Source organism: Nocardia noduli, assembly GCF_019038455.1.
Lineage (GTDB): Bacteria > Actinomycetota > Actinomycetes > Mycobacteriales > Mycobacteriaceae > Nocardia > Nocardia noduli.
The window spans coordinates 1-25,096 of sequence record NZ_JAFMPL010000071.1 but is presented as its reverse complement, the minus strand read 5'-3'; the positions used below and the strand labels follow the sequence as shown (position 1 = coordinate 25,096).

General features: G+C 67.3%; 24 protein-coding genes. 10 read left to right on the top strand and 14 right to left on the bottom strand.

Features of this window, described 5'->3' with window-relative positions; translation table 11 throughout:
- Positions 1-134 precede the first annotated feature (134 nt).
- From JZ792_RS28575 to JZ792_RS28555, 5 genes are all read right to left on the bottom strand, one after another.
- Complete coding sequence (locus JZ792_RS28575; protein ID WP_216915231.1) at positions 135-401, bottom strand: hypothetical protein; 267 nt, start codon at positions 399-401, stop codon at positions 135-137.
- A 160-nt stretch (positions 402-561) separates the two neighbouring features.
- Positions 562-927, bottom strand: coding sequence for an ASCH domain-containing protein (locus JZ792_RS28570; protein WP_254190489.1), 366 nt, complete (start codon positions 925-927; stop codon positions 562-564).
- Positions 924-1,850, bottom strand: coding sequence for a hypothetical protein (locus JZ792_RS28565; RefSeq protein WP_216915229.1), 927 nt, complete (start codon positions 1,848-1,850; stop codon positions 924-926). The genes JZ792_RS28570 and JZ792_RS28565 overlap by 4 nt, the downstream gene beginning before the upstream one ends.
- A gap of 36 nt (positions 1,851-1,886) precedes the next feature.
- Positions 1,887-2,756 (bottom strand): DUF5131 family protein, encoded by an 870-nt coding sequence (locus JZ792_RS28560; RefSeq protein ID WP_216915227.1) that lies wholly within the window; start codon positions 2,754-2,756, stop codon positions 1,887-1,889.
- Positions 2,753-4,342, bottom strand: a complete 1,590-nt coding sequence (locus tag JZ792_RS28555) for a DNA cytosine methyltransferase (protein WP_216915225.1) — start codon at positions 4,340-4,342, stop codon at positions 2,753-2,755. The genes JZ792_RS28560 and JZ792_RS28555 overlap by 4 nt, the downstream gene beginning before the upstream one ends.
- A 208-nt stretch (positions 4,343-4,550) precedes the next feature.
- On the opposite strand from JZ792_RS28555, the gene JZ792_RS28550 reads away from it, so the two are divergent.
- Positions 4,551-4,796 (top strand): hypothetical protein, encoded by a 246-nt coding sequence (locus JZ792_RS28550; protein ID WP_254190488.1) that lies wholly within the window; start codon positions 4,551-4,553, stop codon positions 4,794-4,796.
- A gap of 316 nt (positions 4,797-5,112) precedes the next feature.
- Entirely contained in the window at positions 5,113-9,870 is a 4,758-nt protein-coding gene (gene mobF, locus JZ792_RS28545; RefSeq protein WP_254190491.1) for a MobF family relaxase, read from the top strand.
- A 367-nt stretch (positions 9,871-10,237) separates the two neighbouring features.
- Here the strand turns inward: mobF and JZ792_RS28540 are convergent, their stop codons facing one another.
- Positions 10,238-12,229 (bottom strand): relaxase/mobilization nuclease domain-containing protein, encoded by a 1,992-nt coding sequence (locus JZ792_RS28540; protein WP_216915221.1) that lies wholly within the window; start codon positions 12,227-12,229, stop codon positions 10,238-10,240.
- A 16-nt stretch (positions 12,230-12,245) separates the two neighbouring features.
- On the bottom strand, positions 12,246-12,749 hold the full coding sequence (locus JZ792_RS28535) for a plasmid mobilization protein (protein WP_216915219.1): 504 nt from the start codon (positions 12,747-12,749) through the stop codon (positions 12,246-12,248).
- A 268-nt stretch (positions 12,750-13,017) separates the two neighbouring features.
- On the opposite strand from JZ792_RS28535, the gene JZ792_RS28530 reads away from it, so the two are divergent.
- On the top strand, positions 13,018-13,248 hold the full coding sequence (locus JZ792_RS28530) for a hypothetical protein (RefSeq protein ID WP_216915217.1): 231 nt from the start codon (positions 13,018-13,020) through the stop codon (positions 13,246-13,248).
- Positions 13,249-13,757: 509 nt separating this feature from the next.
- On the opposite strand, the gene JZ792_RS28525 is transcribed toward JZ792_RS28530, so the two are convergent.
- Genes JZ792_RS28525 through JZ792_RS28515 form a run of 3 tightly spaced genes read right to left on the bottom strand, consistent with a single transcriptional unit; the run spans position 13,758 to position 17,052 of the window.
- Positions 13,758-15,068 carry a hypothetical protein gene (locus JZ792_RS28525; protein ID WP_216915215.1) on the bottom strand — a complete coding sequence of 437 codons (1,311 nt, stop codon included), beginning with the start codon at positions 15,066-15,068 and terminating at the stop codon, positions 13,758-13,760.
- Entirely contained in the window at positions 15,065-15,628 is a 564-nt protein-coding gene (locus JZ792_RS28520; protein WP_216915213.1) for a hypothetical protein, read from the bottom strand. The genes JZ792_RS28525 and JZ792_RS28520 overlap by 4 nt, the downstream gene beginning before the upstream one ends.
- The gene (locus JZ792_RS28515; RefSeq protein WP_216915211.1) at positions 15,628-17,052 is read right to left on the bottom strand and encodes a coiled-coil domain-containing protein; all 1,425 of its coding nucleotides are present in this window, start codon (positions 17,050-17,052) and stop codon (positions 15,628-15,630) included. The genes JZ792_RS28520 and JZ792_RS28515 overlap by 1 nt, the downstream gene beginning before the upstream one ends.
- 149 nt (positions 17,053-17,201) lie before the next feature.
- On the opposite strand from JZ792_RS28515, the gene JZ792_RS28510 reads away from it, so the two are divergent.
- Together JZ792_RS28510 and JZ792_RS28505 are read left to right on the top strand one after the other, a co-directional pair.
- The gene (locus tag JZ792_RS28510) at positions 17,202-18,044 is read left to right on the top strand and encodes a ParA family protein (protein WP_216915209.1); all 843 of its coding nucleotides are present in this window, start codon (positions 17,202-17,204) and stop codon (positions 18,042-18,044) included.
- Positions 18,041-18,349, top strand: coding sequence for a hypothetical protein (locus JZ792_RS28505; RefSeq protein ID WP_216915207.1), 309 nt, complete (start codon positions 18,041-18,043; stop codon positions 18,347-18,349). Before JZ792_RS28510 ends, JZ792_RS28505 begins: the two co-directional genes overlap by 4 nt.
- Positions 18,350-18,479: 130 nt before the next feature.
- On the opposite strand, the gene JZ792_RS28500 is transcribed toward JZ792_RS28505, so the two are convergent.
- The 4 genes from JZ792_RS28500 to JZ792_RS28485 all read right to left on the bottom strand — a co-directional run bounded on the left by JZ792_RS28500 (position 18,480) and on the right by JZ792_RS28485 (position 21,995).
- Positions 18,480-18,950 carry a hypothetical protein gene (locus JZ792_RS28500; protein WP_216915206.1) on the bottom strand — a complete coding sequence of 157 codons (471 nt, stop codon included), beginning with the start codon at positions 18,948-18,950 and terminating at the stop codon, positions 18,480-18,482.
- A 928-nt stretch (positions 18,951-19,878) separates the two neighbouring features.
- Complete coding sequence (locus JZ792_RS28495) at positions 19,879-20,112, bottom strand: hypothetical protein (protein ID WP_216915204.1); 234 nt, start codon at positions 20,110-20,112, stop codon at positions 19,879-19,881.
- A gap of 65 nt (positions 20,113-20,177) precedes the next feature.
- Positions 20,178-21,110 carry a glycosyltransferase gene (locus JZ792_RS28490; RefSeq protein WP_216915202.1) on the bottom strand — a complete coding sequence of 311 codons (933 nt, stop codon included), beginning with the start codon at positions 21,108-21,110 and terminating at the stop codon, positions 20,178-20,180.
- A 42-nt stretch (positions 21,111-21,152) separates the two neighbouring features.
- A complete protein-coding gene (locus JZ792_RS28485; protein WP_216915200.1) occupies positions 21,153-21,995 on the bottom strand; it encodes a winged helix-turn-helix domain-containing protein in 843 nt (280 codons plus the stop codon).
- A gap of 138 nt (positions 21,996-22,133) precedes the next feature.
- On the opposite strand from JZ792_RS28485, the gene JZ792_RS28480 reads away from it, so the two are divergent.
- The 5 genes from JZ792_RS28480 to JZ792_RS28460 are packed head-to-tail and all read left to right on the top strand — an operon-like array spanning position 22,134 to position 25,087.
- Entirely contained in the window at positions 22,134-22,364 is a 231-nt protein-coding gene (locus JZ792_RS28480) for an excisionase family DNA-binding protein (protein WP_216915198.1), read from the top strand.
- Positions 22,364-22,669, top strand: coding sequence for a hypothetical protein (locus JZ792_RS28475; RefSeq protein ID WP_216915196.1), 306 nt, complete (start codon positions 22,364-22,366; stop codon positions 22,667-22,669). The genes JZ792_RS28480 and JZ792_RS28475 overlap by 1 nt, the downstream gene beginning before the upstream one ends.
- Positions 22,669-22,911, top strand: coding sequence for a hypothetical protein (locus JZ792_RS28470; protein WP_216915194.1), 243 nt, complete (start codon positions 22,669-22,671; stop codon positions 22,909-22,911). Before JZ792_RS28475 ends, JZ792_RS28470 begins: the two co-directional genes overlap by 1 nt.
- On the top strand, positions 22,911-23,240 hold the full coding sequence (locus tag JZ792_RS28465; RefSeq protein WP_216915192.1) for a WhiB family transcriptional regulator: 330 nt from the start codon (positions 22,911-22,913) through the stop codon (positions 23,238-23,240). The genes JZ792_RS28470 and JZ792_RS28465 overlap by 1 nt, the downstream gene beginning before the upstream one ends.
- Complete coding sequence (locus tag JZ792_RS28460; RefSeq protein WP_216915190.1) at positions 23,240-25,087, top strand: type IV secretory system conjugative DNA transfer family protein; 1,848 nt, start codon at positions 23,240-23,242, stop codon at positions 25,085-25,087. Before JZ792_RS28465 ends, JZ792_RS28460 begins: the two co-directional genes overlap by 1 nt.
- Positions 25,088-25,096: the final 9 nt, after the last annotated feature.

Here is a 25,096-nt window from a genome sequence, read left to right as displayed (position 1 = left end):
TCCAGGACGTAATCCACCCCCGCTAGTGAGCACGCCGGACGGTTGCCTGTCCGCCACGCTCTCCCCCACCGGGAGCGCTTACCTCTGGAGACCAACCGCCTCATTTTCGGGTCGAAAACCGGACATAGCGCAGGTCAGATCAGAATTATCAGCGCGATCCACATGGTCAGGACCAGCGGGATCCACCACCAGCGGAACCGGAATCGTTTGACGGCGGGTGCGGGCCACAGGCCGTCTTCGACCATTTTCTTCTCGATTTGGCGGGTTCGATATTTGGCGTCGCTGAGGGCCATGAGCGACGAGCCCAGCGACGCGGCGCCCGCGGAGGGGCAGTACGGGGTGTAATGCCAGCCGAAAGAGCAGCTGGTGCAGATGTATCGGTCCTGCTGAGGTAGCACCACGATGTTCCCCTCCCCACGGGTCCGGCATTGTCACCGGTCGGAGATGAGCGTATCGACAGGCAGTGACCACCGGACGGGAGAACGCCCGGGAAATACGATGAGAGCGCCCCACGAGCCAGCTAGAGACTGGCTCGTGGGGCGCTCTCGTGGTGCGGCGTGGTTACTGCTGCTGGTCGGAAGTGGTTTCGAGGTAACGCCATTGGATGCGGGTCACCAGCGAATCCGGTGAGCAGCCGGTGTGAGTGCGGCAGAAGAACTCGACGAACTCGGCCGGGGTCATGTCCGGGAATCCCTCCAGGTGCACCTCGTCTTCGGTGATGAGGTCCAGGCGCTCGCGCCGCACGTCGAGGATCTCGACGTCGACGATCTTCACGAGCGGCTCACCGCGGCGGCGTCCCATGACCTTGCGGCACAACGTCAACCGCGTCCCCGGCTGGAGGAACAGCCAACCCATTCGGCGGGTGACCGTCTTTCGGCGCTCGCGCACCGCGTCTTCGGTCAGCGAGACCGACATCAACCGCGTCACGATTCCTCCTGCCCGGGTACGTGTGTCGGGTCGGCGCATTCGCGTAGCACCCAGCCGCACAGGTAGGAGCCGAGTAGAAGCGCGGGGTCGATGGGATGGTCGCGGTCGACGAGGAAAGACCACGTCCCGTTGGCGGCGGCGACGTGCACGATCCGCCCGCGGTGGTCCTTACTCACCGAATAGGGTGCGGTGCTGTCCTCGGTGTACTCGGGAAGCGCAGACAGCCACCGGTCGGTGCAGACCGCTACCGGTTCGACCGAGGTGACCTGGTCAGGGTCGGTGTTCGACCACAGGACCGCCCCGCCCGGCATCCGCGCGGCCGCCGAGACTGCGGCAGCGGCACCGTCGATGTTGGAGAACAGATCACCGCGCCGCTCGCGCAACCAGGCCTGCATCAGGTTTTCCGCGCCGCTCGCGTCGGGCTCGTCGCGGCGTTCCTGGAGTACACCGATTGCGGTGCTGCGCGCCACTTCGGTGGGGTGGTCCAGGACCGCGTTCCACCCGTTTTCCTGGAGGCCTCGGTGGTCGTCGATGTGGACCACGTAGGGCAGTGGTTCGGCGCTCCAGTCGGTCCGCACGTCGTGACGTATCGCGAACAGCGAGGCATCGGCGGGGATCTCGGAGAGTTCGCGGCGGCGCCGTTCGTGGACATCGACGCATATCGGGTGCTCGCAGAGCAGGTGCGCGAGTTGGTCCAGCGCCACCAGAGTCCAGCCGTGTGCGGTGAAGACGCCTATCAGCAGCCGTGTCGGGTCGGCGGGATGGGTGAAAGCGGGGACAGGGCTGATCCAGTCCACCGGCATATCGAGCAGGGTCGAGTTGTGCCAGTAACGACCGGTCGCGAGGACAGTGAGGGTGATGAACTCCTCTTCCATCAGGTGGTCGAGCAGTTCACGGTGAGCGGCGGTGATTTCAACGGTCATCGGGGGTGATCCTCTCGGGTGGGTTCTTCGGTGTGGTCATTTGCCCGGCCTGGGCGATGTCGCGGTGCTGCGCGGGTACTGGCTCCAGATCTGCCCGTCGAGTTCGCGGCCCGCCGACTTCGGGGTGCGCCCGCCCCACTGTTTGAAGAAGAACGCCGTCCCGGCGTCGACGCACTGGTCCCGCAGATCCCGGACCCAGTCCGGGTGGATCGGGCGCGCGTTCGGCCCGGACTCGCCACCGACGATCACCCAGTCGATCTCCGGCGCCGGTCGCCATTCGGCGCACTCGCCCCCGCAGGCGCATTCGTTGCGGTCCCCGTCGTCGGGATGACGGCATGAGCAACCATCGGCGCAGCGGCGGGTGAACAGAAATCGGTCCAGGTCGACGGGACCGAGGAGCGGTTCCAGCGACAGGAACCGCACCGCGACACCCGGTGTCGAGGTCAGCTCGGTGATGCGTCCGGTGACCGCACCGTTCTCCACGCTCGTGCCCAACCACAGGTTCGGTGGGAAGGTGATTCGGCCGCGTTCGGCCAGCAGCCGCGCCCGGTCCGGTCGTTTCGTGAGCAGCTGGTAGGTGTGCTGCGGGGTTTCGGCGATCACCTCCAGCACGGACTGGACGAAGTCCACACTGACCCGGGCATGGAACAAATCCGACATTGAGTTCACGAAGACCATGCGCGGGGTGCGCCAGCGGCGCGGGATATCGAGCGCGTCGGGGTGTTCGGTGACGCCGAACCCGGGGCCGGAAGTGGTCGGGTGGCCGTCGCGCTGGTACTTGGCCGAGCCCATCGCCTTGAGCCGCTTCGCCATCGCGAGGGCATAGCAGTTGTCGCACCCGGGGCTGATGCGGTCGCACCCGGTGACCGGGTTCCAGGTGACGTCGGTCCATTCGATCGTGGTCATGCCGCCACTGTCCTTTCGATATCTGTACCGGTGATGGCTTCGACGAGTGCGCAGCCGATGACTTCGGCGGCGGCGGGGGTGACGGCGTTGCCGTAACCGCGGGCTTGGGTGCGTTTGTCCCCGACGGCGCGGAAGTTCGCCGGGAACGCCATCCCGGCGCGGATTTCGGTGGCCTCCAACATGCGGAAGGTGCACTGCCCCAGCAGTTGGGCGGGGTCGATCCCGAGGAGCCCGAATCGGTCGCGGGTGGTCAGGGTGCCCATCGGCTCACTGATCGGGTGCGCGCGACCGGTGCGGTAGTAGGGCACCAGCAGCTGGCGAGTGTGTTCGGATCCCGGCGGCTGCACCAGCCCGTGATGGAACCCCGACGCGGCGAAGGTGGCCAGAGGTTCGGTCAGCGACCGCGCGGATTTCTTGGAGCCGCCGCCGCGCAGTTCGGCGATGAACGGCGGGATGGCCACGGCCAGTTCTCGGCGTGTGGTCTGGGTCGGCAACGGCATCCCCGCGCTGGAGACCGCGGTCGGTGCCGCGCGCCCGCTGGTCTGCACCACCAGCGGTGGCAGCACCAGCGCGTCGGATTCGCGGGTGGTCCGGGCGGGCATCGGTTCACCGAGGCTGGTCGGTTCGGTGCGCCAGGTGCCCCCGGCCGGGCTCAGCATCGGGGAGCCGCCGAACTTGGCCAGCCCGATCCGGATCCGCTCCAACGTGTTCTCGGCCAGGGGTTCGGACCGGTCGGCGATCTTCGCTCCGGGCGGCAGGTTCCAGTCGATCGCGACGGCGGCGGGGGTGGTGATCGGGTCGACGATCGCGGCCCGGCACGCCTTGGACGGGCACCGGTAGACGTACTGGCCGTGGCGGATCCCGTAGCGGCCCATGTCGGCGCCGGGCTTCTTCCAGGACTGGATCGCGTCGACGGTCTGCTCGCAGGACCCGCACCACGCTTTCGGGCGCAGCCACTTGTCCCAATCCGGTGTGCGGCCCAACGCTTTGAGCCAGTACGCCACATACAGCCGGTCTCGCGATTGCGGCACCGGCAGGCAGGCCCGGGGCAGTACGTGTCCGGAGTTCAACGCGATCACTCGGACGTCGTAGCCGCCCGGCGCGGCGTCCTGGATGGCCTTGATCCAGCGTTTCCAGTCGTCCCAGCGTCGGCACTGGATCACGTTCTCCATCGCACCGGCCAGCACCGGTGTCCCCCGCGCGGCCATCGCGCGCAGGTACCGCGGGATCTGTTCGATCAGCGCCCGCGAGCGCGAGGCCGCCGGATCCTCGACCCGGCCCAGTTCCTCATCGAACATCGAGTACTGGTTGGACTGGTCGAAGTAGCGTTTGACGCCCTTGGCGTCGGTCCACTCCGGGCACGCCGGGCTCGCCCAGAACATTTCGGTGTAGGGCAGCGTGGCCAGGTCGATGTCCTCGACATCGCCGGGCGGAAGATGCTCGGTGCCCGGGAAATTCAGGCTGTGGACCTGCACGCATACCGGGTTGTGATTGGCCGCCAGACGGCCCGACACCCCCGGTACCTGCTCCCAGCCCAGCTGGTCACCACCCCATCCGGCGAAGTACACCGTCGACCGCAGGCTCATCGCGCGCCCGCCGGATCCAAGCCCGCGCGAGCGGTGCGGGGTGGTGTGAGAAGTGGTGGGGCGTTGACGACGGTCATGGCGACTCCAAAAGGACGAACAAACCGAATGAGACTGATGGTCGCAACCGTAGTTTGCAACCATCATTTACGGTAAGCATCCACCCGGATTATGTCAACAGTGGTCGCACCCACTGGTACCGTGTGTGGTCATGAGCGAGGAACAGCCCGACCGCGAGGAACGGATCCGCCGAATCGAGCAGGCCCGCCAGCACTACGACGTCGCGACAGCGGCCTACGCCGAGGCGCGCAAAGAGCTGATCACCGAGATCCGTGGCGGATTGACCGAGGGCATCGGACCCAGCGCGCTGGCACGGCATTCCGGGTTCACCCGCGAATACGTCGGACGCATCCGCGACGGCAAGGTCAGCGACAACCCCGTCAGCTCGCAGCAGTAGTCCCGGCACGTTCGGGTGCGCGGGCACCCCCGAGTCGCCGCGAGGCGGCACGCGAATTCAGGCGCGACAGGTGGGGTGGGGGAACCCCACCTCACCTCCTGCCTGAAACTCCTTCACACATCCCACCTTCCCTCTCCACGCCCTTTTCCTCTTCTCACCGCCCTCTTCTTCACCCTCACCTCCCCCTCTCCCACCCTCTCTCAAACACCCTCTACCTCACCTTTTCCTCGCATCTTTTCTACAGCCGTTCACACCTCTTACACCCAGGTCACAGCACGATCACGGAAAAGTACTGCGGGGTATGCTTGTTGGGGTGATGTCACTGGCGAAGATCGCGAGTGGCGACGGATACGAGTACTACCTGCGCAATATCGCCACTCACGACGCGAACGAGCGCGGACCGCAGAAGTTGGCCGACTACTACAGCGAGCGTGGCGAGTCCCCGGGCCGCTGGTGGGGTGCGGGTCTGGCCGACCTCGATATCCACGACGACGATGACAATCTGCTGTCCTCGATCACCGCAGGTGATCAGGTCACCGAGTCTCAAATGTGGGCGCTCTACGGCCGGGGACTGCACCCCAACGCCGAAGCGTTGATCGCCGAGAAGGTCGCCGCCAACCGCGCGGAAGGGTGTTCGGCGCGGGTCGCGCGCGCGGACGCGATCCGCCAGGTCGCCCGGATCGGTGCCCCGTTCATCCGGCCCTCGGTGCAGGAGTACTCCTACCGCGCGGAATGCCGTCGCGCCTACCGCGACTGGAACATCGGCCACAATCGGGTGCCGGACGCGCCGATCCCCGATACCGATCGTGAGTACATCGCCACCGAGGTCGCGCAGCGGATGTTCTTCGACGAGCACGGCTACGACCCCCGCAACTCCGAGGAACTGTCGTCGTGGGTGGCCAAGGCCGCGCGGCCGACCGCCAAACGCAACGCCGCCTACGATTTGACGTTCTCCCCGGTCAAGAGTGTTTCCGCGTTGTGGGCGCTCTCGCAGCGCGATCTCTCCGACCATGTCGAGGCGTGTCACCACGCCGCCCTGGACGACGCGCTCGTCTTCTTGCAGCAGAACATCGCCTACACCCGCATCGGTGCCGGTGGGGTCGCCCAGGTCGAGGTCGGCGGGTTGATCGCGACCATCTTCGACCACCGCGATTCCCGCGCCGGTGACCCGGATCTACACACCCACGTGGTGATCTCGGCAAAAGTCCGCCGCCGCGACGGGCAGTGGGGCGCGCTGGATTCGAACATGCTCTACCAGCACGCGGTCACCGCGTCGGAGATCTACAACTCCCGCCTCGAGCATCACCTCGAAACCAGGCTCGGCACCATCGCTTTCGTCGAACGCGCGCAGACCGGCGTCGACCCGAAACGCCCGATCCGGGAGTTGGCCGGCTTCGACGAGCGCCTGGCCGCGGTGTGGTCGACGCGTGGGGAGGCCATCAGCGAGAAGATCGCCGCCATGGCAGCCGACTTCCAAGCCCGCCACGGCCGCGAACCCTCCCCGAAAGACCGGTGGCGGATGTCGGAGGAAGCGACCCTGTCGACCCGAGGCGGCAAACATCACGCCAGGTCACGGGCCGAACAGCGCCAGGACTGGGCCGCTGAGGCCCGCCGCACACTCGGCGGCGCGGCCGCGGTCGACGCCATGGTCGCAACGATGACCAACCAGGCCGCCGTCGAGCGTGCACCACGCGATCCCGACCTGGCCGAGGCCGCGGCCGACGTGGTCGACAGGGTTTCCCAAGAGCGGGCGACGTGGCGGATCAACCACATCCGCGCCGAAGCCGTGCGCCGACTACGCGGCCACGTCGAGGACGCCGCCTTCGCTACCGCGCTGGAGCAGGTCGTGGCCTACGCGGTCGGTGACGGACTCTCGATCCCGCGTCGCCTGGTCGATCCCGCGCCGATGGCGATCGGTTTGACCCGCTCGGACGGGACCAGCGTCTACACCCGCGCCGATTCCACCAAGTACACCTCCCCTCAGATCGTCGCCGCCGAGGCCCGGCTGCTCGCGGCCGCCCAGCTCGACGGCGCCCGCGTGATCCCGGCGTCGGTGGTCGAGCTGGCCGAGATCGAGTACGCCGCCAACGGCCACGAACTCAACCCCGGCCAGCGCGCCCTCGTGCACGCCTGCGCTACCTCCGAACGGCGGTTCCTGTGTGCGGTCGCTCCGGCCGGAACCGGGAAGACCACCGCCGCGACGGTGCTGGGCAATGCCTGGACCGGCCACCGTGGCAACGTGATCGGGATCGCCCCGACCGCGGCGGCGGCCGCGATCCTGTCCGCCGAGACCGGGATCCCCGCCTACACCGTCGACCTGCTGCTGCGCCTCGCCGAGCACGAGCCCGATTCCCTGCCCGTCATCGACGCCAACACCCTGATCATCCTGGACGAGGCCGCCAAGACCTCCACCCTGAAACTCGATGCGCTGGTGCGGTTCCTGATGGGCCGCGAGGCCACGATCCGCGCGATCGGCGACGACAAACAGCTGTCCTCGGTCGAGGCGGGCGGCATCATCCGCGACATCGTCGAAACCACACCCTCCCCGACCTTGACGAAGGTGATGCGCTTCGCCGACCACGGCGAAGCCGCCGCCAGCCTCGCCCTACGCGAAGGTGACCCGGCCGGGCTCGCCTACTACTTCGACCACCACCGCGTCCACGTCGGCACCCTCGAAGAGAACGTTCACGCGGCGTTCCGGGCCTGGCGCGTCGACCACTCCCAGGGCCGCGACACCGCGATGCTCGCCCCCACCCGCGCCCTGGTCGCCGAACTCAACGCCCTGGCCCGCGCCGAACGCCTACACCAGGCCGAACGACGCTTCGAATACCTCGGCGCCGAAACCCCGCTCGCGGATGGGCACTCGGCCTCGGCCGGGGACATCATCACCACCCGCCGCAACCATCGCCGCCTGCGGATCTCCGATACCGACTACGTCCGCAACGGCTACCGGTGGGAAGTCCGCGTCGTGCACGACGACGGCCGCATCACCGCCACCCACCTCGGATCCGGACGCCGCGTGATCCTGCCCGCCGACTACGTCCGCGAACACGTCGGGCTCGGCTACGCCACCACCATCGATTCGGCGCAAGGAATGACGGTGGATCGCTGCCACGGGGTGCTCACCGGCCGCGAGTCCCGCGCCCAGCTGTATGTGATGCTCACCCGCGGCCGGACCGGAAACCATCTCTACCTCGGCACGACGAGCACCGACGAGCAGCCCGCCCACGCCTACGACGCCGTGCACCCGCCGACCGCCCTGGACATCCTCACCGGTGTCCTCGCACGCGAAGGCACCCAGATCTCGGCGACCACCCAGGCCCGCGACGACGCCGACCCACATCAACGCCTCGCCGGTGAGGTCAACGCCTACCAACACGCCCTCGACCACATCGCCGAAACCCGCCTCAGCCCCGAACGCGCCGCCGAGATCGCCACGCACGCCGAACAACTCGCACCCGGTGTCACCGACGCCGAAGCATGGCCGGTCCTGCGCGCGCACCTGGCACTGATCGAACTGTCCGGAAAAGATCCGCTCCAGGCGCTCACCGACGCCGCCGCCGCGCGCAGTCTCGCCACCGCCGCCGACCCCGCCGCGGTACTGGACTGGCGACTCGACCCCACCGGTCACCACTCCCAAGGAAAAACCTCCGGACCGCTGCGCTGGCTGCCAGAGATCCCGGCCGCGCTGAACCCCGGCGAGCAGGACCACCACCACCTCGCGGTACGCGCGAAACAGATCACCACCATGGCCGAACAGATCGCCACCCAGGCCCGGACCACCACCGGCGACGCGGTCCCGTTGTGGGCGCGACGCCTACGCGAAGCAGATCCCGCCCTGACCGCCGAACTCGCGGTATGGCGTGCCGCGCACACGATCCCCGATCTCGACCGCCGCCCCACCGGCCCCGCGCAGTACGCGGCCGCCGACCGACACGAACAGCAACGCCTGGACCAGGCCGTCGCCAAACGCGTCGGTGACCTCGACACCCACACCCGCCGCTGGCGACCAGTCGTCGATGGCATCGATGAACGAATCGGCACCGACCCGTACTGGCCGAGTCTGGCCGCGGAGTTCTCCCGCGCGGCCGCCGCCGGCGTCAACATCCCCGACGCCGTGCTCGCCGCGCACGCCGATCGGCAACTACCCGCCGAGCAGCCCGCCGCCGCGATGCGCTGGCGCATGGCCCACACCCTCGACACCGAACGCGACACCGAATTCGTCGGCCGGATCGGTGAATACCGGCGCGACGCCCTACGCGGGATGCCCAACTCGATTCTGCAAGCCGAGATCCAGCAGCGACACCAAGCCCGCCGCCCGACCATGTTCGACGCCGCCGAAGAGTTCGGCCTGACCATCGGGCACAACCCGGTCGAGCAGGCCCGAGAAAAACTCGCTCAGGAACAGCAGCGACAGCAACGACTCGACCAACAGGTCATCGCCATCCACGCCGCCCGCACAGCCGCAGACGAGGCCAAACAGGCCCAAATGCGCTACCACGAGGCCGCCAAGGCCCGCGACCAGGCGCAGACCGCACTCCTGCGCACCGCCCGCTGGCGCCCCGCCCACCGCGCTCGCCAAGCCGTGCTCGACCAAGCACAGACAGCTGCCGACGCGGCCCGCAAAGAACTCGACGCCGCCCGAAAGATCGCCGACCGCGCCGCCGCCAAGACCGGCAACAGCAGCGGATGGTGGCATCGCGTCCTGAATGAAGCCGCCGACCACGAAACCCGTACTCGGCTCCTACAGGACGCCACCGACGAGATCGACACCGCGCAGGTCAAGCTCGACCGGATCACCGCGAAATACGCACGCCACGAAGCCCACTACCAACAAGCCGCCGACGAACGCACCCGCCGCAAGGAACTCCCACCCGAGCAGCGAGCACGCGAAGACCAAACCCGCCTCGAGATCTGGGCACAAGACCACCCCCTGCCATCCCAGCAAGAAATCCAACGCCGAGAACAACGCGAAGCCCAACGCGCCGAGGCACGGGAACGCACCAAACAGATGTTCCGCTCAGCCCCACGCGACCACGGCCCCAGCCGCGGCACCGGTCACGGACTGGGGTAGCAGACCATAGCCCCCCGATCCAGCCGCCCGGTGATTGCAGGCTGCGCGCCCTCTCGACCCCCAGAGCCGGAACCGGATCGGCTTCGAGCCTCCACCAAGCGTTGAGGTCGGGGAGCAAACCCCTCCCCGACCCCAACATTTCAGCTTCCCACGACCCGCGATTCGCCGCGTCGGCTATCAGCAGTGAGCCCTACTTCTTCACCGGCTCCAAACGCCACCGCTGCCGTGGGTCACCGGCGCGTCGGGGGTCCACTATGACGCCAACAACGTCGGAGACGCGATCGAACTCATCGCCGAGTGGTGGCGGAAATAGGCTGCCGCGCCCTCCCCCAGTGGGGAGGGCTTGCCACACAACCCCCGGGTGCGGTCAGCGTTCGAAACCGGTCCCGCGATCGGGCCGCTTGCCAGGCGGGGGCATGAACTTCTCCCAGTCCTGCGCGGTCTCCCGGACGCGGTCGACAGCCTCGGTCGCGTCATCGATGTCGTCCTGTCCGTGTGGTGCAGTCGGATCCGGCTGGTACTTGCCCAATCTGGTGTACAGCTCGCTCTGCTCTGCGGCGGCCTTGGCCGCCCACCGCCGCAACGGCGACACCGGCTCCTGCGGCCCCTCGGCCTCCGATGTCGAGGCTTCGGCGACCACTGGTTCGGTCCGTTCGGACCCGGCAGATTCGGCCGGGGCGATGATGTGGCCGAACTCGTCGATCTCCGGAGCACCGGGGCGATCCTGCAACGCGATGCGGCGGTGTCCCCATTGCCCGGCAACGGTTTCGATCTTCTCGACCTGGCGTACCTGGTCCGCCGGTCGTTCGGTGACGACCTTCGCGCGGGCGTGGGCCGCCCATCCCGGTGACCCGACCGCGGTCACGTACTCCCGGCTCGGGTCGACACCGGCGGCGCGGAGATGGATCTCGGTCAGCGCTTGGCGCGCCTGGCTGGCCATCGCGGCGGCCGCGTTCGCGCGTTCGGTCGCCGAGAGCATGTCCATGACCGTGAGCAGGCAATCGATCATCGCCTCGATCAACGCGATATCGCCCGCGGTCTTCGACATCGTCGACCGCAACATCCGCGACACCGCCCGCATCCCCGCCTTGTGCGGCGAGCGCGGATCACGTTGATGCGCCGGAGTCTGCGCGGCACGAGCGAGCTGGCGCGAGAGCTGATTCAGCGGGCCCGGACGGGTCTCGGTGCTCATACTCGCGGCCGCGAACACCCCCGAAGTCTGACCCGCCGCTTTCGCCCAGGCGTCACGGTCCTCGACCGGGATCGTGCGCATGTAGGCCGACCACTGCCCCAGGCGGGTGATCGCCTCGCGCTCCGCTCCCGGATCCGGCGCATACGAGCGCCCGGACCGGGTCGTCATCGTGCCCCGCCACTGCGCCATCGCCGCGTCCCGCGACTCCGGGGTCGTCTCCCACCCGGTCCAGGCCCGCAGCGACTCCAGCGTGAGGTCTTTCGACAGGTGCCCGCCGCCGTACCACAGCGAGGTCCGCTCGGCGCCGGTGTCCTGCGCCCGATGCGGCGGATAGCGCACCGAATAGCCGGTGACCGACTCACCGCCCTTGGCGAACCGGGGCTTGACCATGATCCCCGCGCCGCGCAGCTCGGCGACGAACTCCGCCTCGGTCTCGGCCACCGCCGCGATCCCGCGCACCTGACGGCCCAGCAGCTCCCGATCGGTGGCCGGTGCGCCCTGCTCGGCCGCACGGCGCTGCTCACCCGGCTTCACCCCGCGTTCGGTCCCGCCCTCTTCCCGCGACCACAACACCCGCAACCCGTGCTTGTGCTCCAACACGTTCGCCGCGGCCTGCGACCTCAAACGGTCGCGGTAGGTGTCGATCAGGCTGCCATCCGGACGCACCACCGACATCGCCAAATGCACGTGATCGTTGCCGTTCTTCGACAACCCGTGCCGAATCGCGGCCCACCGCACATCCGGCACATCATCGCGACCGATGAACCCCATCTCAAGCAGGAAGTCCCGCGAGATCGCCGCCCACTTCTCATCCGAGAGTTCACCTTCCGACGCCCCCAGCGCCAGCGAGCAGTGCAGGACATGCTCGTCGCTGGTCGCCGCCTCGAACGCGGCCGCTTTCGGCATCCCCTCGGCCATCAGCGCTTTCGCCTTCTTGTAGGAGGTCACCAGCACCGGCTCCCCCTTCCGCACCGTCATGCGCGAGCTGTCCAACAACCGACCCAACTCCGTCGCACGATCGACATCGATACGACCACCGAACACGCTCATCGACACGATGTCCCCGGCAATCACCCGCTGATCGACGTGTTCGTTGAACTTGCCCGGACCAGCCAGATACTGCACCAACCGGACCATGTCCGCGCCCTTCGAGATGTTCGGCATCATCGCCGCACCACCCCGCTCAGACCGGATCGACAGTGTCGGCCCACCCGGACCCGGTGGCGTCGACCGGCGCGTCGATATCGGGCATCGACCGCGCCGTCACCGCCGGACCCTTACCGACCATCGCCCGCGCGACCTCGTCCAAGTGCAGGCACACCCGCACCACCGCACCCAACGCGAACTCCAAGCCCTCGGCGAAGTCCTTGTCCTGGTGGCTGTACCGGGTCAGCTGGTTGAGGTTATTGCCGACCCGCCGAAGCTCGGTATCCAGATCCGCGAACGCCAACAACGACTCCCGCACCGCCGCCACCGCCGCGGCACCACCCTCGACGCCTTCGCGCTCCAACGTCGACTCCACCAACAGCCGCTGCACCGACATTCCGGCCGCCGCCGCCATCGCGGTGAGGTCCGCGTGCTCGGCCTCGGTCAGCTTCACCACGCACCGCTGATTGCGGCCACCGGCCACATTCGCCTGCCGACTGCGGCGCGCTCGCGCCCGCAGATCTGGCGACTCCCCTGCCATCAGCAGGCCCTCCTAATGCCCAGCGCAGCGACCACCCGGACGGGTGGGTGTGCACTATAGTGCACCTAAATTCTAGCTTGCTCCCGATTCAATCCCTGAGACTACCGGATCGGAAGGCACCGGGTCGCCTCTTGAGACGGGACCTCACAGGACGGATAAATCCGGGCGCGGGAACCGCGCGGAACCGGCGGCCTGGACGACACTGGCCGCGTCCGGCCGCGCCGTCGACGAGCGGCACGCGGCGACCGCGACGGAAGGGAAACCGAGCGTGAGCGACAAGGCTGGAATCGCCCTCAGCGGCCAGGAGCGGGCGCGCTACGACGAGCTGGACCGCTCCACCGTCGACGAGCTGATCGCTATGATGCGCGCCGGGATCACCGAATCCGACGGCCGCACCGTGCACTACCTCAACGATGCGTGTCCGACGCAGGACTGGAGCAAAGACGAGGTGATCGAGGCCATCCTCGACGTCGAGTTCTGCCGCCGGCCATTGGCCTGAACCGGCCGCGGCTTCACCCACCGTGACGTTTCGTCAGCGTGGGTGGAACTCGTCGCTTTCCGGTGAGCAAGATATGCAAAAACCGGGCGGTTTTTGCTGGCGACGGGGTGCGCGAGATGTCCTGAAACCCCGGGGTTTCAGGTTGCGCCCGGCGACGGGCGCGAGGGGATGTGCTCGCGGTGGCGCACCGCCGCCGCGTCGGTAGAGTTCGATGCGACGTGGTCCCTGGGCAGTTCGCGCTCCCAGGGCCTACGTCGCCTAAACAGACGAGGACCCCGGCGGATAGGTGCCGCCGGGGTCCTCGTCTGCTGTTCGGTGTTCGTTCTCGCCGTTGTCTGTTCGGTCAGCGGCTGTTCGGTCTGTTCGCTACCGACCGGGGTCTGTTCGGTCGAGTCTGTTCGGTCAGGATCGGCTGTTCGGTCTGTTCGCTCGCGGCCTGTTCGCTGTTCGGTCCTCTGTCTGCTGTTCGGTCACCGGTGTTCGGTGTTCGGTCCCGGACTGTTCGGTCCTCAGTGTTCGCGCTCCGACAGGACCATGTGCGCGAGTGCGGCGCCCATGCCGACGACGATCACCGGCAGGCAGGCGACGAAGGTGGTGATCCACCACGGCGCGGTAGCCAACGGTTCGACGACAGCGGTTCCGGTGGTGCGGGCGAGTTCGACCGCGGTGGTCTTGGCTGCCTCCAGTTCGTCGTGCTGGGACTGCATGAGCAGGTGGTAGGCGATCTGTCCGGCCGCGCCCAGGCTCAGGGACGCGATGGCCGACCACTTCGCGAACGCCTTGGTGCCCGGGGTGCGGGTGCGCCCGGACAGCCACACGTACAGGGCGTAACTGGCGTACGCCTCGACACCGATGGGCAGGGTGATCGCGGTGTTCAGCTTGAACTCGCTGATCCCGGGCAGGACCTCGACCACACCGAACCCGGTCATCTCCCCCAGCCCGACCCAACCGGACCAGATCGACACGAACGCCGAGAGCGCCATCAACATCACCGGCCACACCACCAACGGCTTCTTGGCCTTGACCGGCTCGACCACCTGCTCCACGACGACCGGCGACGCGACTGCCGGGGATTCGCCGAGGACGGGTGTCGGGTGTTCGTTCGCTGTCCGTTCGGTGTCCGGTGCGAACACCGGAGCCTGTCCGTTCGCTGCCTGTTCGGTGCGAACAGACACCACGGCGGGCTGTTCGGTCACCGGCGCGGGCGGATCGAACAGCAGTGGCGCCGGGACGACCTCGACGGGTGAGGGGGCGGCGGGCACGTCGTCTCCGTTCGAAGGTTCCGGATCGAGCTGTTCGCTCTGTTCGGTCGGTTGTTCGCTGTTCGGTCGTGCCTGTTCGGTCACCGCCGGGTGTTCGGTCACCGGGTGTTCGGTGTTCGGTCCGGGCTGTTCGGTACCGGCCATCTGTTCGGTGTCGGACCGAACAGCTACGGCGACCTGTTCGGTAGTGGCGGCCGTGTTCGGTTCGGGCGTCTGGTCGTGTTCGTTCGGCAGCGCGTGGCCGGCGTCGGAACCGGCGCGAGCGGCGTCGAGTTCGGCCAGCATCCCCGCGGTGAGGGCGGGAAGGTCCGCGGTGCGCACGATGTCGTGGTCAGCGCACCACTTCGTGACGATGCCCGAGGTGGACGGGCGGCTGACCTCGATACCGAAACCCGCCAGCCAGTCCATGACGGTCTTGCCGCTCAGCTTGACCCCCGGGCGGTACAGCTGCTCGCAGGCGTAGACGATCTGGTCCTTCTTGAGCGTCATCGTCGACAGTTCGGCCAGATGCTGCTGCAACTGGGTGCGCTCGTCGATGTCGTGGTCGATGGTGGTCATGCGGGATCTCCGTTGCGGTAGAGCGGTTTCATGGCGGCGTGGAAGCCGTTGCTCAGCGAGACCGCGCTGATGAGCGCGATCCCGGTGACGACGAGGATCACGAGGTTCATGAGCAGTTCGTTGCCAGGGATGTCGCCGTTGAGGCTCACGGCGAGGACAGCGCCTGTGACCATTGCCAGCGCCCCGGCCATGACGGCGCGGACCTGCCAGAGTTTGTCGTCCTCGAAGTCGACGAGCCGGTCGTAGATGTAGGTGGTGCCGCACAGCGAGGCGACACCGAACAGTCCGACCATCGGTCCGAGCAGGTAGTCGTTGGCCGGTGCGTCGGCGGGGAGGGCCAGGTGGACCGCGATCCCGGACCACACCGTTCCGAAGGTGATGACCGCGATCAGCGCGCGCAGCGACCAGCGGCGGTGGCGAGCGAGTCGGGCCAACGCGAATTGCGGGTCCAGGTCGGGGCGGACTTCGGACATCGCTATCCGGTAGTCGCGGCGTTCCCGGTGGTCGCGGGCGGCCTCGGAACGGTCGAACATCAGGAGAAACCTGTCGGGAACCCTCATCAGCGTTTGCCTTCCTTCGGTGTGGTGGCGCGGGCCGCGTCGAGCGCGGCCGCCAGGGTGGATACCTGGGTGTCGTGGGCCGCTTGGACCCGGGTGAGTTCGGCGGCGTGGTCGGCGCGCAGCTGCTCGCGGTCGGTGCGTGCTTCGGATCGGGTAGTGGTGAGTTCGGTACGCAGCTGGCCGATTTCGGCACGGTCCGCCTCGGCGCGGGCCTTGGCCTCCTCGCGGATGGTATCGAGCTGCACAGACAGTTGTTGACGCTCCGCGCGGGCCTGCTCACGGGATTGCGCGAGGTCGGCGCGGGCATCGGCGGCGGCCTGATCGGCGGCCGCGACGCGCTCATCGGCCGCGCGGACAGCGGCGGCCACCTGCTCCCGTGATTGTGCCTCGACCGCGCCGATCCGCTCGGCCGACTCGCGGCGCAATACCTCGATCTGGGCGCGGGACTGCTCACGCTCGACCCGCGCCTGCTCGCGGGCCTCGCCGAGTTCGGTCCGCAGCCGTTCGGCATCCGCGCGAGCATCAGCGGCGGCCTGATCGGCAGCGGCCCGAGCGCTCTCGGCGTCGCGCTGCGCGGCGGCCGCGCTGTCGCGAGCGTCGTGCGCCGCGGTGACCTGCACGGCGGCATCGTGCTCGACCTGCTCGATACGTTCGGCGGCCGCGGTTTCGGCGGCGGCGACCTTTTCGGCGGCCGCGCGTTCGACCGAGGTGATCCGTTCCCGGGCTTGGGTTTCGACCTGGGCGATCTGATCGGCGCTCTCACGGCGTACCCGCTCCAGCTCGGCGCGGGCGGCCTCGGCCGCTTCGACCTGGGCGTCGCGTTCGGCCAGGGCGTCGACGGCCGCGCCCTCGGCCAGCTCCTTGTCCTCCAGCGCGCGAGTGCGGTCCAGTCGCGCGGCCTGGGCATCGGCCTCGGCGTCGGCGACCTGGGCGTGCGCGGCGTCGACCTCGGCCTGGAGTTCGGCGCGGATGCGGGTGACCTCGGCGACGGCGGCGTCCGGATCCGACGCCGTCGCCACGACGTCGACCGCCTTCTCCAGGATCTCGGCCAACTGGGCGCGATGGTTGGTGGTCACCATCTCCCACGCCGCCAGCAGCTCGGCCAACGTCGCCCGCGACGAAGTCACCGGACGCGGCGCCGGACGATCCGACCGCGGCGCGACCTTCCCCGCCGCCTCCAACTGCAATTCCCGTCGCCGCGCGAACGCACCCGCCCGGTCGTGCTTGCGCCGCACACCGTCCGGATCGACGTGGAACTCCCCGCAGTACTCGGATTTCCGGCCCGGACGCACCCCCGCCTCGGGCAAAACGTGCCCCGACGCGGCGAAATCGCCGGATTCTGCGTCAAACGCGACCGGGAACGCGCACACGCGCGGCGCGGCCGCCGCATCCCCGGTAGTCGAAGTCTCTGATTGCTCGCTCATAACACAATTCTATCATGAATCGTTACGTATGTTGCGTTTTATACATATCAATTCGTTTCGTCAAAACGTTTTTACGGAACGATTTAAATGTGCTAGCTAGCATAGCGTAGCTAGCTATAGATACTTGCTATGACTGTTAGGGTTGCGTTGTGAGCGAACCGAGCACAGACAGCCAGCCGCGCTTGCTGGTGCTGGCGAATCAGAAGGGCGGCGTCGGCAAAACGGCGACCGTGTTGGGGCTGGCCAGCGCAATCGCGGCCCGTCCGAAGGACCAGGGCGGCGGGAATGTCCTGGTGATCGACCTGGACTCCCAGGCCAATGCCACCGAGGGCGTCGGTGTGGTCGTCGCAGACGGGCAGCCCAGCGTCGCGGACCTGTTCGACGCCAAGACCAAGCCGGGCGCGCTCGCCGACGTGGTCGTGGCCTCGCGCTGGGATCACGTCGACATCGCCCCTGCCGTGGAAGGGCTGTCGGCGCTCGACGAGGCCGGGAACGCGGATCTGGTGTGGCGACTGGACGCCGCGCTGGACGGTGTCGACCTCAGCGCCTACAGGGCGGTGCTGTTCGACACCCCGCCGAGCTTGGGGAAGATGCTGTTCTCCGCGTTGCTGACCGCCGATGAGGTCCTGGTGGTCACCGAGCCCACCGTGGACTCGGTCAAGGGCGTAACCCGCGTGGAGGAGACCATCGCCCGAGTCCAGCGGCGTCCGAACAAACGTCTGCGGTTCGAGTCGATCGTGGTGTCCAAGCACCGCGGGATCGGCGAGCACGCCTTCCGCGAGACCGAGCTGCGCGAGAGCTACGGCACCTACGGCCAGGGCGGGAAGGTCTGCCGCACGGTGGTTCCGGATCTGGCGGCCCGCCAGGACGCGCACTCGGCGCGCACACCGATCCACGGATTCCGCGGTGGCAAGTCCCTGTCTCTCCAGGTCGCCTACACCGACCTCGCGGTCGAGCTGGGTCTGGTGGCGCGCGCGGGAGCCACCGCATGAACGCCGTGAATCGTGAACCGGCCATCGGCCGGCGCACCCATCCCGCAGACGACCTCCCGGACCGCCCGGCCTCGGAACCCCCGGCCCCCGCTCCGCGCCTGCCGACTCCAACGGCACCGGCCGCGCAGGAGCCACTGGAGGAACGGCTGATCGAGCAACACAATGTGCGGATCCGGCCCTCGACGAAGAATCGCCTCGGCCGCGCCGTCGACAAGCTGCGCTACGAGACCGGTGACCGCAGCATCTCCATCGCGTCGATCACCGACCAGGCATTGAGAGAGTATATGGACCGAAATGGCTGCTGACCTGCAAAGCTAGTTGTGCTAGCACGACTAGCTAGCGGTGCGTTCGGTGGGAGCGGGGCTTCGCGCACGCGCGCGTAACCCCCTTTCCACCGGTGGATTCGATCTCGACTCCACCGACCGCCTGGTGAGGTCATCCCTCGCGTGCATGCTGCGCGAGGTCGCGCAGCTCGGCCGCCGCCGCCACGCGGGCCGCGGCTTTGGTGCTGATTCCGCGCCGGGCGGCGGCCGCCGCGATCTCGCGGGCCTGGGCTATCGCGGCAGAGTCCGGCGCGGCGGGTACCTGCGCCATCGCCTGCGCACGCCGGGCGGCGTTCTCGGCGCGCTGCGCGGCCTGGCGCTCCAGCTCGGCGGCGGTCTCCCGTGCGCGGTCCAGCAGCATCGGGGGCTCGTCGACCGGCGTCGACGAGAGCAGGTACGCGAGATATGCGAACGGATCCTTCGGCCGGTCGAAGATCCGGCGCCCGCTGAGATAGATCTCGTCCAGGGCCGCGTACACGTCGTCGACCTGCCAGCCCATCACCGCGCGTTTGGTCAGGACGGCCGCCAGGCCCTGTGGCCCGAGTTGGCGTACCCAGAGCGGAAAGCGAGCGTCTGTGCGCACTCTGGAGGCCAATAGCAGTGCTCTGGGGTCGTACGCACGCGGTTTCCGGCGAACCCTCCCCGTGTCCTTGCTGCGCGGAGCGCTTCCTTTCGTCATGTTCTGTTGGTCAGTTACTGAGCTGGGGTGTGAGAGAGAAAGAGAACCGAGACTTCGTCTCAGAGGGGTCCCAAAGCCCTGGTCAAGGATCTCCGAGACCCGTGAGTTATCCACAGGCAGGGTGACGGATTCGTGCAGTGCGGCGACCGAGGCCCAGCCTCGGGACCGGTCCCCGCGGCGCCAGGACTCCAGCCGTTCCGCCAACGTACGGCGACGGCCGCGGAAAACAGTTGTGCGGGCACCGAACGCGGTGACCAAGCGGCGGCACCGGAACATCGTCGAGCGCGCTCGGACCGTCACGGCACGCAAGTGGGCGACGGAGACGCGGCAATCCCGTCCGGTGGAGTGGTCGGCACCGGAGGACTCAGCGATGAGGTAGTGCTCGAACGTGCGTCGAGACACCGACTCGACCAACTCATTGCGACGCAGTTGCTCGTAGTACTGGTCGTAGAGTGCGAGACAATGCGCGATCCATCGTCGTCGTGACCACCAGCAGGCCGGGACGCGGTCGTAGGCTTTCTCGTCCAACTCCAAACGCAGGGGAGGAAGCGAGAACAAGACGACCGGCGCAGAGTTTGCGCGGGTACGCCGCCGAGGAGAGGCGACACAGCCTCTCGAAATGCGAGAAGGTAGCCAAGACGGCTTGTTCGCAGAATCGTAACCCGATGCAAAGGGTGTGATCCTTTGTTGCGGACGCGCGGTCTTGCTACCCTGAGAACCGCTTGACAAAGCGTGGTCCTATCAGGGCCTTTGAAGAGCCTCCCAGCGCCAACTGGGAGGCCTTCCTCGTTATTGGGGACTTTCTCTCCGCGTATAGCTGCGGAGTCCTCGGCTACGCCGAGATCGGAAGTTCCTCCTGTCCGTCCGTGTCACCGGGATAGGGCGGCAGTCCGAGTTCTCGACGCAATGCGATTTCGAACAGTGCCCGCTTGCTGAGCCCGCGCTGCCCGACAGCAGCGTCCAAGGCATCCAGCACCTCGTAACTGAGATTCGTGCCGACAGGTTTCGTCGGCGGGAGTCTGCGCGGCATCGGCATGGCAACCAGTACTAGTACGTTCCCGACCATATCCACAGCCGCCACGCCGTAGTCAGATTGAAACGCCCCCAATTTGGGGGGATTTCGGTCGCACCTCACTGCTCTCGTGAGATTTCAACGTGTGTCCAGAACGGGCGCACAGAGCGCCAGGAGTCGATCCCACCGTCGATGGCTTCTGGTGGAACGACAGCGCGAATAAGTCCCCAGGTCGCAAGCAGCCGCGGGATGACCAGTCGACGGTCACGGTCCCGTTGCGGCCGGATGGCGTCTTGTATCCAGCGGTAGGACTGGGCAATCTGACATTGCAGGGTGTCGAACCAGGACAGCCACTTTCGGTCGTACTTTCGCCGTGAGTTGAGGCGGAGGACCTCACGCCACAGGGTGGCCTTGTCGCTGCGATCGTGCTGGTAGTGGCACTTGTTCACGTAGTAGGTCGGTCGTCCGCGCTGGGCCAAGCGCTGCTGGAGGTCGATCTCTTCGTAGAACAGGAAGAACTGCTCGTCGAAACCGGCTGCGTCGTCGAATGCGTCACGCGGCACGAGCAGGAATGCGCCCATGTTCCAGTCGACGCGTCGATCGTCGGTGTAGCCCGCTGGTGAGCGCTGCACCAGGGTCGCCTTTCGCGCCTTCTGCCACTCAAGCGGCGGGGTGGGGAACTCGTCCCAGGACCACACGAGGTCCCCCCCGAACGACTGCTGTTGGATGCCGACACAACCGAATTCGCCGAACCTCGTCACGTACTCGAGTAGGCCGGCCACGTCGCAGCCGACAGCGGTGTCCGGGTTCAGGAACAGGAACATCCGGATGTCGCTGCCGAGTGACCTCGCAGCCTCGTTGCAGGCCGCGCCAAACCCGACATTCGCGCCGCTGATGACATTGGCGACGGCTGGATGTTGTTCGGCGATAGCGACACTCAGGTCCGATGACCCACAGTCCCGCACGACGACGGTGGCACCGCGGGCGTTGCTCTGGACCGCGTCCAGGCATCGAGGCAGGTCAGCCTCGTTGTTGTAGGTCACGATCACCACACCGAGCGTGGCGATGGGCACCGACATAGCTGTATCTCGTTTCTAGGGCTGAAGGTCGCGGCCGATTTTCCAGACGCTCTCGTACCAACGCTGGCATTGGTCGATGAACTGGGACTTGAAAGACTCCTGGTCTTGGTCGGTCTCCAGGTGGAAAAGCGTGGCGTTCTTGCCCACGAGATCGAGCATCACCGTGTCTTCGCCGTCTAGCGGGAGTTGATGCTCCTCGATCGGATAGAAGCCGAAGAAGGCATCGCTCTCGTTGATGATGTAGAGCTTGAACAGCGGTGTCGCCGGATAGACCCGGATCTGCACCGACGCGGAGTCGATCAGCCCGATCCGCTTCAACTCCAATACTTCGTCGTGGATGCCGAACGCGTGGCGTTCCATGATCCGCTGCATCCGCCTCCGGAACGCGGGAGAGTCCGCGAGATCCGACGCGCGCGAAGGCAGCGCCCACGGCGTTCCTGGATCCGGAACGAGAATGCGAACATCGATCGATTGCGGGCGGAACAGGCCATCTCGAATCTTGTCCAGCGGCTCTGAAATCGCGCCGTGCAGGGTCTCTGCCGCGAACCCCGCGAAATCCACTGTCACCTTCGGCGCCGTGAACGCGCGCTCAAGATGAGGTCGAAGGCCCACGGGCCTGCTCGTGCGCTCCTTCACGAACACGCCGGACCCTGGCCGCGAAAAGACGAGTCCTTCGGTACGCACCTCCGCGACCGCTTGCTGTGCAGTCACTTTGGACACGCCGTACCGCTCGGCAAGTTCTGGTCCCGACGGGATTTTCTCGCCGGGCTTCAGTTTCCCGGTCAGGATCGCGGCCCGTAGCAGGTCAGCGAGTTGCCGCCGGGGTGGACGGGGGTCGTCGGGATCGATCGCGCTCATGCCTATCAGCCTACGACCTGCCACATACCTGCATAAGCGGCCTATCCAGGTATTGACCTGCCTATGCAGGTTGATGCACCATGGACCTGCATAGGCATCACGGAAGAAAGTTCCGGAATTACCGCAGGAGGCCCCTTCATGACTGTCGATCTCTCAGCCGTTTCAAGCCGGGAGGAACTGGTCCCCGAAGACCTGATCCCGGCGAGTACCGCAGCGTCACTCGTCCAAGTGGACGCCAAGACCATCAAGAACTGGATCAAGGCGGGTGAACTGCGCGGATGGCTCGTCAACGGTCGTCACTACCGCGTGCGTCGTAGCGAGGTTCTGAGTCTCGTTCAGCCCGTCGCGCTCGTAAGCGGTGACCGCTGATGCGTATTCCAACCACATGGACGCCCGAAACCTGGCGTCGCGCAGCGGCTCCCACCATCCCGGCAGTGATCGAGGCCGCCGGGCATCTGGTCTCCGAAGAGACCGATCACCACGCCGACTACGTCGGCCAGGACCGGTGGGTGCTCGACTACCTGCCCGGTCGCACGCTGACCCGCGCGCAGGCCTTGGCCGGTATGCGGATCGCGATCGCTCCGGACCGCCCGGAGGTCGAGCGGTGGGCGGGCTCGCTCGGGCTCACCGCTGCTGAGGCTGTCGGTTTCGCAGCGCTGTCGGTGGTGGCGTGATGGCCCGCGAACGCATCGTCGAAGTGGTTGTGCCAATCGTTCCGGACTCCGGCGGCCGCGGTATCGGTGTCGTGTCGTCGATGGCGATGTGGGTGGCCGGGGTCGTGCTGTTCGCCCTGGCGGTGATGGCCGTGGTGACGCTGGCGTTCCCGCCGCACGATCCGAGCGCCCCGTCGCCGACCCGCGTGATCGGCGACTGCTCCCCGTTCTGCCCGCTATCCACCACCGCAGGTGAGCGGTGATGGCGAACCAGCTGCCGGATCCGGTGACGTTCCTGGATCGATCCTGCCGTGGCGTGGACCAGGACTTCTTCTTCCCCTCCACCGCCGAGCAGAAGCGGGAGGTTCGTGCGTTCTGTGGCGGCTGCCCGCGTCTGGCCGAGTGCGCGGACTGGGCGATCCCGCAGGTGCTGGCCGGGTTGCTGACCGAGTCGTACGTGGCCGGGGTGCAGATGCCTCCACTGTCCGCGCGCAGCAAGACCCCGCGTCAGCAGCTGCGCCACAACGTCGCCGTCGAACTCGCCCAGGTCGCCGACGCGGCCCGCGGTGCACAGATGGAAGGAGCGGCCTGATGGACCGCAGTGTGAAACAGCCTCGTGGGGGCGGTTCGGATTTCGATGAGTCGTGGCGCGGCCCGATCATCACGGCCGCTGTGATGGGTATCGGTGAAGCCGCGGGGATGAGTATCCGGGTCGGTGAGTCCCTATACGCCGACACCCAGCAGCACGTCAGCTGGAACCCGTTGATCATGAGCATCAACTTGATGACCGGTGATCTGGATTGGACCGGTGCGGCTACCGGTGGTGCGGTCACTCTCACGGTCGGTACGGCCGCCACGGTCGCCGGGTCGGTGTGGGCGTGGAAAGCGACCTGCCGCAAATGCGCCCAGCTCTATCGCGACCGGGGCCGGATCAAGCGTGAGGCCATCGATTCTCAGGCCCGGTTCATGGCCAAGGGCAAGGAGTTGGCGACGCTGTCGCGGAAGGCGGTGGCGGCCAAGGCCGCTGACCTGCGGGTGCAGCTGCGCGAGGGTGACGAGCCGGGTGTGTTGATCGCATTGGCGGTCTCTGACGGGCAGGCGCTCTACGCCTCGTATGAGGATCTGCACCTCGACATCTGGGGTCCGCGTACCGGCAAGTCCACCTCGCGGGTGATCCCGGCGGTGATGGAGGCCGTCGGCGCGGTCGTCGCGACGTCGAACAAGCGTGATGTGGTCGATGCGACCCGCAAGGCACGCTCGACCGAGGGCCGCAACGTGTGGGTGTTCGACCCGCAGGGCGTGGCCGCCGAGCCGTGCTCCTGGTATTGGGATCCGTGCGATTGGGTGCTGGGCGAGGACGGCGGGAACGGCGCGGAGGAGCGCGCCGCACAGCTGGCCGCGCATTTCTCGGCAGCCAACGAATCCTCTGCTCGTGACGCGTTTTTCGAGCCCGAGGGTGAGGACCTGCTGACGGGTTTGATCCTGGCGGCGGCGGTGGCGAAGAAGCCGATCACGCAGGTGTTCCTGTGGGTGACCAAGGCCAGCAACCAAGATCCGATCGACATCCTGCAAGAGGCCGGATACGTGCTGGCGGCGGCTGCGCTGCGTGATCAGTACCTCGCCCCGGACAAGCAGCGCGGTGGGGTGTTCTCCACGGCGAAGAAGATGGCGTCGTGCCTGCGGTTCTCGGCGGTTCAGCGGTGGGTGTGCGCGCCGGAGAAGGCTGAGAAGCCCCGGACCGCGTTCAAGGTCGCCGATTTCGTCCTTTCCCGCGACACGCTCTACCCGCTCAGTGAGGAAGGGCCGGGCAGCGCGGGTCCGCTGGTCACGGCGCTGTGCGCGGCGGTGGCCGACGCGGGCAAGGTCGAGGGTGTTCGGCATCGCGGCGGACGGTTGCCGGTGCCGTTGACGATCATCCTCGACGAGGCCGCCAACATCGTGCGGTGGCGTGACCTGCCCAAGCAGTACTCGACCTTCGGGTCGCGCGGCATGGTCATCATGACGATCTTGCAGTCCTGGGCACAGGGTGTGCGCTGCTGGGGCGAAGACGGCATGAAAGCGCTGTGGTCGACCTCGAACGTCAAGGTCATCGGTGGTGGTTTGGACGACGAAACCTTCTTGCGTGGCCGTAGCGAGTTGATCGGGCCGCACTACGAGCTGGTGACCTCGGTATCGAAGTCGAAGGACTCCCGGTCGACCTCCACGTCACGGACTTCCGAAATCACCTTGCACCCCAGCGATCTCGCGGCCCTGCCCCGCGGTCGGTGTGTGGTGTTCACCTCCGGCAATCGCCCGACGCTCGGTCAGACCGTGCCGTGGATGGATCGCCCCTACGCCGCCGACATCTCGGCCGCGCTCGACGACATCGAAGCAGCCCACCAGGCCGTGCGCCCGCATCTGCGGGTCGTGCACACCGACCAGGAAGGCAAAACCGCATGAGCGCCACCG

Coding starts and splice junctions, on each gene's coding strand:
- JZ792_RS28465 (WP_216915192.1), top strand. CDS start 22,911: ATGGCGAACCAGCTGCCGGATCCGGTGACGTTCCTGGATCGATCCTGC.
- JZ792_RS28460 (WP_216915190.1), top strand. CDS start 23,240: ATGGACCGCAGTGTGAAACAGCCTCGTGGGGGCGGTTCGGATTTCGAT.
- JZ792_RS28520 (WP_216915213.1), bottom strand. CDS start 15,628: ATGAGGGTTCCCGACAGGTTTCTCCTGATGTTCGACCGTTCCGAGGCC.
- JZ792_RS28535 (WP_216915219.1), bottom strand. CDS start 12,749: ATGGCAGGGGAGTCGCCAGATCTGCGGGCGCGAGCGCGCCGCAGTCGG.
- JZ792_RS28540 (WP_216915221.1), bottom strand. CDS start 12,229: ATGATGCCGAACATCTCGAAGGGCGCGGACATGGTCCGGTTGGTGCAG.
- mobF (WP_254190491.1), top strand. CDS start 5,113: ATGTCACTGGCGAAGATCGCGAGTGGCGACGGATACGAGTACTACCTG.
- JZ792_RS28555 (WP_216915225.1), bottom strand. CDS start 4,342: ATGAGCCTGCGGTCGACGGTGTACTTCGCCGGATGGGGTGGTGACCAG.
- JZ792_RS28495 (WP_216915204.1), bottom strand. CDS start 20,112: ATGGTCGGGAACGTACTAGTACTGGTTGCCATGCCGATGCCGCGCAGA.
- JZ792_RS28505 (WP_216915207.1), top strand. CDS start 18,041: ATGAACGCCGTGAATCGTGAACCGGCCATCGGCCGGCGCACCCATCCC.
- JZ792_RS28565 (WP_216915229.1), bottom strand. CDS start 1,850: ATGACCGTTGAAATCACCGCCGCTCACCGTGAACTGCTCGACCACCTG.
- JZ792_RS28550 (WP_254190488.1), top strand. CDS start 4,551: ATGAGCGAGGAACAGCCCGACCGCGAGGAACGGATCCGCCGAATCGAG.
- JZ792_RS28525 (WP_216915215.1), bottom strand. CDS start 15,068: ATGACCACCATCGACCACGACATCGACGAGCGCACCCAGTTGCAGCAG.
- JZ792_RS28480 (WP_216915198.1), top strand. CDS start 22,134: ATGACTGTCGATCTCTCAGCCGTTTCAAGCCGGGAGGAACTGGTCCCC.
- JZ792_RS28470 (WP_216915194.1), top strand. CDS start 22,669: ATGGCCCGCGAACGCATCGTCGAAGTGGTTGTGCCAATCGTTCCGGAC.
- JZ792_RS28515 (WP_216915211.1), bottom strand. CDS start 17,052: ATGAGCGAGCAATCAGAGACTTCGACTACCGGGGATGCGGCGGCCGCG.
- JZ792_RS28475 (WP_216915196.1), top strand. CDS start 22,364: ATGCGTATTCCAACCACATGGACGCCCGAAACCTGGCGTCGCGCAGCG.
- JZ792_RS28485 (WP_216915200.1), bottom strand. CDS start 21,995: ATGAGCGCGATCGATCCCGACGACCCCCGTCCACCCCGGCGGCAACTC.
- JZ792_RS28560 (WP_216915227.1), bottom strand. CDS start 2,756: ATGACCACGATCGAATGGACCGACGTCACCTGGAACCCGGTCACCGGG.